The organism is Gracilibacillus saliphilus, assembly GCF_010994085.1.
GTDB classification, from domain to species: domain Bacteria; phylum Bacillota; class Bacilli; order Bacillales; family Amphibacillaceae; genus Gracilibacillus; species Gracilibacillus lacisalsi.
This window is the reverse complement of the sequence record NZ_WJEB01000039.1, coordinates 21,514-27,715: the sequence shown is the minus strand read 5'-3', so window position 1 is coordinate 27,715 and position 6,202 is coordinate 21,514. Positions and strand designations below refer to the sequence as shown.

Below are 6,202 nucleotides of genomic sequence, written 5' to 3'. Positions count from 1 at the left end.
ATATTATTTCATACACCAGGAAATTATAAGATTTGCTCATGTGGACAAAACCACGGCCACGACGCCCCCAGAAATCAGGTCATGCGTGCTCTAACAGAAATAGCATAATAACCCTTATAAGTAATGTCTTATGTCACATCATAAGACATTATTGTTCTTCTTCGTATGGTTCAATATGAATATGGGCGTGTGGTACGTCATGTTTTTCTTTTAATTTTTCCTCGATATGATCTGTAATATCGTGACTTTCTTCCACAGTCATATGTGGATCTACATAAATAGTTGCTTCAATTAGGGCTTGGTTACCATGCAATCTTCCTTTTACATCTTTAATCTCTAATACATCAGGATGGTCATGGATACTTTTTTTGATTTGATCTAATTCTTTTGGTTGAAACCCATCTGTTAGTGTATGAGTAGCTTCTCTAAAAATATCCCAGGCTGTTTTACAAATAATCAAACCTACAATTGCTCCGGCCAACGGGTCAAGCCAGTATATTTGAAATTGTGCCCCGATAATCCCGACAAAGGCCCCAATGCTTACAAGTGCGTCGGATTTATTATCTTGAGCAGCTGCTTGAAGTGCGCTGCTGTTGATTTTTTTCCCCAAGCGTAAATTATATAGATATACAAAAAACATAACAATTGCTGCTCCTAAAGCCGTCCAAGCGGTTAACATATTTGGTTGTGAAAAATCGCCAGCAATAATGGATTGAACTGTATCAAATAGTACTTGGATACCCACCATCATCATAATGAAGGCAGCTATGAGTGAAGCAATCATTTCTGCGCGGAAGTGGCCGTAATGATGGTCTTCATCTGGTGGTTTCCGAGATATTTTTAAACCGATTAATACAGCTATGGATGCCACAACGTCAGTGGCGTTATTTAAACCATCAGCACGCAAAGCGGAGGAATTACCAATTGTGGCTATGACTAATTTAACAGTGGCTAGCAGAATATATGTGATAATACTAAGCCATGCCCCTTTTTCTCCTTCTTTATATTTATGATATTGATCCATAAGCGTCCTCCGAAGTTTCTTATAGTAAGATAAGCTTATCAAATGAAAGTGTTTTACGTCTACTTTTAGTGTTTCCTAATCACTAAAAAAATTGCTAAAAAGGGATTACCATACGTTTAAGATAACCATTTTCAGGGAATATGTTTAATAACCATTAACAAAATGAATTTTTCGTCATAAAATGGTATACAAGTAGAGCTTAGAAAGGGAGGCGTGCTTCATGAAAAAACATAAGGTAAGTTATCAAATGAAAGTGTTCCATATGAACCCTAAATCGGTACTTAGAGCTAGAAGAGAGATTCCGTATGAAATTCGTTTAGCGTCACGACTTGTATTGGACGATCTTTGTTTTACTTGGAATAAGGCACGCTTAGAGGAAGAAATAAACCAATCTATTGATGATAACAATAAAGAAACATTCAAAACATTGAGTGAAACATATAACAGTTATATATGGGAATCATAAGCATTTACCTCGTCCGTTAAATCGACGAGGTTTTTACTTTACATAATTTGTATACTGCGTTGTAACATGGGCATGATTCTCTTCCATTGCTGACAAACCGCACCAACAGAATCCTTTGTTGGGAACAAGTGCAACATCTATTTAAACAAAAAATTATCTTCCTAGTGTTTTCTAAGCCGTTGTTCAAACCTCACGGGGAGATATCTCTAGAAGCGCCGTCTCTGCTCTGAGGAAAAAGTCTTCTCTTCCAAGGATAATTACTTCGAACAAACAGAACTTTCATTACTTCACAGTATGTATCTACTACGTTTTTTAATAGATAGTTTAATTCTCTCCATCTATATGGATTCTGTATAAAATATGTTATAGTAATAAGAGTGTAGATTGCTTAGTTGTCACATGGAAAGGGTTATTATAATGAAAAAAACAGCAATTTTTATCTTGCTAATAACTTTCTTGATTGGATGTCAACAAGAAAACTTTTTAGCACAACAGATAGAAAAAAGAGATACTCAACATGATTATAAGGAAGAACCGGAATCTTTTGTCCAAGTGGAAGAAGAGGATAAAGAACAAGGAGATCAACGAAATGAAGAAGAGCAGAAAAATGAGCAGAAAAATGAGCAGACCGATCAAAATCAAGATGATTCACTGACAGTTATCGATAATCCTGACAGTGTATCACTTGTTGTTAATAAACAGCGAAAATTACCTGATGGTTTCGAACCGGATGACTTAGTAGAGGCGAATGTTCGTTACTATCCAGCAGAAGGGGATCCGAAGCGTTTAATACGAAAAGTAGCAGCAGATGCACTGGAGGACCTTTTTGCAGCCGCAAAGGAAGATGGCTTAGAACTAGTAGCTGTTTCCGGCTATCGCTCCTATGACCGCCAGAAACAAATATATGAAAATAATGTTGCGACAAAAGGTCAAGATCATGCGGATAAATTCTCAGCGAAACCTGGAACTAGCGAGCATCAGACAGGATTGGCAATGGATGTTGCCTCAGCAGCATTAGTGGCTGTTCTGGAACAAAGTTTTATTGAAACAGAGGAAGGGCAATGGCTGGAAGATCATGCCCATGAACATGGTTTTATCATTCGCTATCCAGATGGAAAAGAAGACATTACTGGATACAGTTACGAACCATGGCATTTACGTTACGTAGGAAAAGAAACAGCGACAGAAATTTATCAAGCGCAAGTAACATTAGAAGAATTCTTTGGACTTTATCCTTAAACCAAGAAGCTAAAGCTTCTTGGTTTTTTTGTTGATATTCTTCATGAAACCGGAGTAATAAAAGAGCAGGTTTATCAAGAAGTGAAGTTGCCAGTCGAACTTATGCGCAATCGTACTTGTTTATCAGGAAAGTCCACGCAAACGTCCGAAAACTAACCGATTTCACGAATTGCTCAATACTTGCTTATTGCGGTCTGTATATTATCGGGAAAGAAAACTTCTTATTACACTTGTTAGATTTCCCTGTAATTTCATTTTTACCGGGAAATCTTACAGTTACATGCAACGGTTTTTTCCTCTTATTCACCAAAAATACTAACCTCACATACCCTATAGTAGCAAGCTCATTATGGGGTGATTTGGTGAAGCTGATGACAGGAATGCTTGTGACACGATATTCTTATAAACATGATATCGTTTTTCGTATCAAAAATATAAATGATGATAAGGTATTACTACACGGAGAAGATTTACGTCTAGAAGCAGATGCACCTGTTGATGATCTTCGTATTTTACCAGAAGACGATATTAGAAAAAGACAGGATGAAATAAAAGAAAAAGAAGAGTATTCATATCGTCTTTTTCGTCAAGATTATCAGCTAATGAAAGAAAAAAAAGATTATGAGCATAAAAAAATAGAGCCACGTAATATTCAACGATTTCAATTACCAGTAAAAGTACTACACATTGATGGTGATCGACTTTATTTAAAGAAATGCATTGAATTATATCAGCGACTAGGATTGCAAGTGCATGGTGTGTATGTGCAAGAAAAAGAATTACCCATTGAAATGGAAGACCTGGTTAAAAAAGTGCAGCCAGAGATTATCGTTATTACCGGACATGATGCTTATTCAGAATCAAAAGGCAGTAAAAAAGATATGTCAGCATACCGCAACACACGATTTTTTGTCGAAGCTGTACGACAAGCGAGAGCATGGTCTCCCAATTTGGATCAATTGATTATTTTCGCTGGGGCATGTCAATCACACTTCGAATCACTTATTCGCGCAGGGGCTAATTTTGCAAGCTCACCAGATCGCGTCAATATTCATGCGTTAGATCCCGTCTATGTTGTAGCAAAAGTAGCCTACACACCTTTTATGGATAAAGTGAATGTTTATGATGTGTTAAAAAACACACTTACTGGTGAAAGAGGGCTAGGAGGAATGGAAACAAGGGGGCTTTATCGTACCGGTATACCTTATGTAGAGACAAAATAGTTTTGTCTCTATTTTTTTCGTTTTTTTTGATACAATATAAAGGGAAACTTGTCAGGGTGTTAAGGAACGTTATCTCCTAACATAGAGCTCTTGTAATTTGAAGTAGGGGGATTTATCGACGCTTAGCTCCGTGATAAATGAAGATTACTTAAGGGGGAGAATGTATAATGGATTATCGTATTGAACGTGACACTATCGGTGAAATGAAGGTTGCGAATGATAAGTATTGGGGAGCGCAAACACAGCGTAGTAAAGAAAATTTCCCAATTGGTAATGAGACAATGCCAACAGAGATTATTGAAGGCTTTGCCATTTTAAAACGAAGTGCTGCCATTGTAAATAGCGAACTAGGTCTAATGGAACAATTGAAAGCGGATGCGATAAAACATGCTGCGGACCGTATTTTAGCTGGTGAATTATATGAGCACTTTCCATTAGTAGTATGGCAAACAGGTAGTGGTACACAATCCAATATGAACGTTAATGAAGTGATTGCTTATGTAGGAAATCTGTGGTTAAAGGAACAAAATAGTGATGTTACCTTACATCCAAATGATGATGTTAATAAATCACAAAGTTCTAATGACACCTATCCAACTGCTTTACATATTGCTGCTGTCCGTAAACTAGAGGACGTTGTTTTACCTGCATTAGCAACTTTAAAAACAACTGTAAAAGAAAAGATGGAAGCGTTTGACGATATCGTGAAAATTGGACGGACACACCTCCAAGATGCTACTCCGTTAACGTTAGGACAAGAGATTAGTGGCTGGCATCGCATGCTGGAAAAAACAGAATCGATGATCAAAGACAGTATTCCCTATGTGAAAGAATTGGCTATTGGTGGTACTGCTGTTGGTACCGGATTAAATGCTCATCCGGAATTTTCAGAGCGTGTAACAGCAAAAATTAGTGAATATACCGGAAAAGATTTTATTTCTGCACCAAATAAATTCCATGCATTGACAAGCCATGATGAGTTAGTCTATGCACACGGAGCATTAAAAGGATTAGCTGCAGACCTAATGAAGATAGGTAACGATGTGCGCTGGTTAGCTAGTGGACCTCGTTGTGGAATTGGGGAAATTACGATTCCGGCCAATGAACCAGGAAGCTCGATTATGCCAGGTAAGGTTAATCCGACACAAAGTGAAGCAATTACAATGGTAGCGACACAAGTAATGGGTAATGATGCAGCGATTGGTATTGCTGCAAGTCAAGGTAATTTTGAATTAAATGTCTTTAAACCAGTTATTGCTTATAACTTCTTGCAATCTGCACAACTATTAGCAGACGGTATGCTATCATTTAATGATCGTTGTGTTGTCGGAATAGAGCCAAACCATGAGCAAATTGAGAAAAATTTAAATGATTCACTTATGTTAGTAACAGCACTTAATCCTCATATCGGATATGAGAATGCTGCAAAGATTGCCAAAAAGGCGTTTGCTGATAATACAACATTAAAAGAAGCTGCAGTTGAATCAGGCTTATTAACAGCTGAGCAATTTAATGAATGGATAAAACCAGAAGAAATGACTTATCCAAAATAAACACTTTGGAATTGTTACTAGAAATTGCTAACGAAATAAAAGCATATTGATCTCCTTTTTGTTCACAATATGGGGTACAGGAGGTGATCAAAGATGGCAACTAACAATTCAAATCAATTAGTTGTTCCTGGAGTAGAGCAAGCACTAGATCAAATGAAAGTTGAGATTGCACAAGAATTTGGTGTAAACTTAGGTGCAGACTCTACTTCTCGTGCTAACGGTTCTGTTGGTGGAGAAATCACAAAACGCTTAGTAACAATGGCTGAACAACAATTTGGTGGAAACCAACAACAATAATTGAATAATAAGAAGAAGGAGACGCTTATTTAAGTGTCTCCTTTTTACAGATTAAGAAAATATAAAAGAAGTTGTAAAGCAATGAAAAAAGTACAATATATAAGTGAAATGAAGGAATGTAATATTCATTGCGGAGGATAAATATGTATATTTGTTATCTATGTAATGGCTTAGAAAAAATGGAGCATAGATGTCCGGTATGTGATGCACATATGTTTGATGGAGGTAAGGTAGTCGATTACTATGATGATTATGCGCCTTATATTGAAATAAATGATGCGCAATTGATTGATGGAGTACCTAATTCCAATTCCTCACATCAATGTGTGCACGTTGGAGTTTGTTCAGTTTGTAATTATACCGAAGAAGTTGTGATCCATGAGCATGAATTAACATAATA

7 protein-coding genes are annotated in these 6,202 nt (G+C 36.9%); 6 read left to right on the top strand and 1 reads right to left on the bottom strand.

Annotation, left to right across the window (positions count from 1 at the left end; genetic code table 11):
• Positions 1-148: 148 nt before the first annotated feature.
• Positions 149-1,024, bottom strand: a complete 876-nt coding sequence (locus tag GHT08_RS18990) for a cation diffusion facilitator family transporter (protein WP_163582978.1) — start codon at positions 1,022-1,024, stop codon at positions 149-151.
• Positions 1,025-1,244: 220 nt separating this feature from the next.
• Here GHT08_RS18990 and GHT08_RS18985 point away from each other — a divergent pair, with 220 nt between their 5' ends.
• The 6 genes from GHT08_RS18985 to GHT08_RS18960 all read left to right on the top strand — a co-directional run bounded on the left by GHT08_RS18985 (position 1,245) and on the right by GHT08_RS18960 (position 6,200).
• On the top strand, positions 1,245-1,490 hold the full coding sequence (locus GHT08_RS18985; RefSeq protein WP_163582977.1) for an IDEAL domain-containing protein: 246 nt from the start codon (positions 1,245-1,247) through the stop codon (positions 1,488-1,490).
• 417 nt (positions 1,491-1,907) lie between these two features.
• Complete coding sequence (locus tag GHT08_RS18980) at positions 1,908-2,729, top strand: M15 family metallopeptidase (RefSeq protein WP_163582976.1); 822 nt, start codon at positions 1,908-1,910, stop codon at positions 2,727-2,729.
• A 362-nt stretch (positions 2,730-3,091) separates the two neighbouring features.
• Positions 3,092-3,952: a sporulation peptidase YabG gene (yabG, locus tag GHT08_RS18975; RefSeq protein ID WP_163582975.1), complete on the top strand. Its 861-nt coding sequence runs from the start codon at positions 3,092-3,094 to the stop codon at positions 3,950-3,952.
• Between the two features lie 167 nt (positions 3,953-4,119).
• Positions 4,120-5,505: a class II fumarate hydratase gene (fumC, locus tag GHT08_RS18970; protein ID WP_163582974.1), complete on the top strand. Its 1,386-nt coding sequence runs from the start codon at positions 4,120-4,122 to the stop codon at positions 5,503-5,505.
• Positions 5,506-5,598: 93 nt separating this feature from the next.
• Complete coding sequence (locus GHT08_RS18965; RefSeq protein ID WP_163582973.1) at positions 5,599-5,802, top strand: alpha/beta-type small acid-soluble spore protein; 204 nt, start codon at positions 5,599-5,601, stop codon at positions 5,800-5,802.
• 143 nt (positions 5,803-5,945) lie between these two features.
• A complete protein-coding gene (locus GHT08_RS18960) occupies positions 5,946-6,200 on the top strand; it encodes a hypothetical protein (protein ID WP_193568324.1) in 255 nt (84 codons plus the stop codon).
• Positions 6,201-6,202: the final 2 nt, after the last annotated feature.